We start from the raw sequence: 1529 nt of genomic DNA, 5'->3' as shown, positions 1-1529 counted from the left end.
TCTTAGTAAGCATGATTAGAATTGGAATAAGTATAAATATTATAGATTGAAAAATTGACCTCCCATTATTAATATTAAATCCAATATTACTAATGTTATCGCCAACTATCTTTACAAATAGAATTACAATAATAAAACCAATTATTTTTGACAATATAATCTCACCTAATAGATCGTCCAATCCGAAAACAAAAATATCCAATAGTCTAATAACCATAGTAACACTCATTAAGCATATGCTAAGGGTTAGTGGTCTTGATAATAATAAATCTTTAAGCCTATATTTTTGAATTAACATTCTTTTATAGTATATATTAATTTCTTGCTTATATATCTGTATATTTTCTTAGATAGAATATATCATTTCTTATCTTAGTATTATATGCTTCTTCCTACTTTATCTATTGCAATACATTATTTGTTTTTTATCTAATACCCTTAGTACTTCTATTTATTCTTGATATACTTGCTCTATCTCATTCTTCTACTGTTCCTGATTCATTAATTCTAAACTTTTTATTGTCACAATCTATTTCTGCTTCAACACCATAGGGTAAAATAAACATTGGTGCTGTATGTCCAAAGTTCATATTATACATTATTGGAAGATCATCTCTTTTTGCTTCATCTCTTATTACTTTTAAATACTCATCCTTATATTCTTCATAATATTTTTCATCTTGAGGCTTACCTATTATTAAACCATTTATTCTACCAAATATGCCAAGAGCATTTAGAGCTCTTAGATACCATCTTATATAATCTGGGGTAGGTTTATCTTCACTAGTCTCTAGAAATAATATTTTATTTTCCCATTCATCTAAACTTGGCCATAAAGTTGTGCCTCTTAACCAATCCAATACTTCTATACAACCACCTATCAGTTTGCCTCTTACTTTTCCTTTTCCTTGAAGAATCTCATGACCCCTTTTCTCCACATTCATTTTTCTTTTTATTTTACTATTTTCTTCCTTTTCCCATGCTAACCATTGTGATGTCCAATATTCACTTGGCATAATCTCTCCTATAGTTTCATTACTAAATAGTGATTTCTGGATCCATTTAATCGTATAATCGTGCATCTCTACATTTTCTGCAAATTCTCCTAAAACACTCGGACCATAATAACTCGTCAAACCAGCCTTATAGCACATAAAATGATTTACGGTTGTATCAGAATAACCCATAAATATTTTCGGATTTCTCTTTATTATTTCAAAATCTATATAAGGTAACAATCTTAGGGTATCATCACCACCTATATTAGAAAAAACAGCTTTTACTTCTTTATTTTTAAAGGCATTCATCAAATCTTCTGCTCTTGCTTTGGGATTATTATTTAAATATTCACTACCCTTTAAACTGTTTGGCATCTCTATAACATTTACTTCAAACAATTCTTCCATTCTTTTTTTACCTATCTCATATCGATATCTAAATTCTTTATCTCCTGCTCCACCCCATGACAAACTTACCGTTGCTACTGTATCTCCTCTTTTTAATTTTTTTGGTTTTATCATTATTAGTTC

At 28.8% G+C, this 1529-nt stretch carries 2 protein-coding genes; both read right to left on the bottom strand.

Going from position 1 to position 1529, the window contains the following annotated elements; all coding sequences use genetic code 11:
• A partial coding sequence (locus C3E89_RS04420; RefSeq protein ID WP_336512932.1) for a hypothetical protein occupies nt 1-217 on the bottom strand: 217 nt, incomplete at its 3' end.
• Nucleotides 218-476: 259 nt separating this feature from the next.
• Nucleotides 477-1529: S66 family peptidase (locus tag C3E89_RS04415; RefSeq protein WP_442870587.1), on the bottom strand; the 1053-nt coding region annotated here is incomplete at its 5' end.

The organism is Clostridium sp. Cult1, assembly GCF_021655095.1.
Classification (GTDB): domain Bacteria; phylum Bacillota; class Clostridia; order Tissierellales; family Tepidimicrobiaceae; genus Schnuerera.
This window is presented reverse-complemented; position numbering and strand designations above follow the sequence as displayed.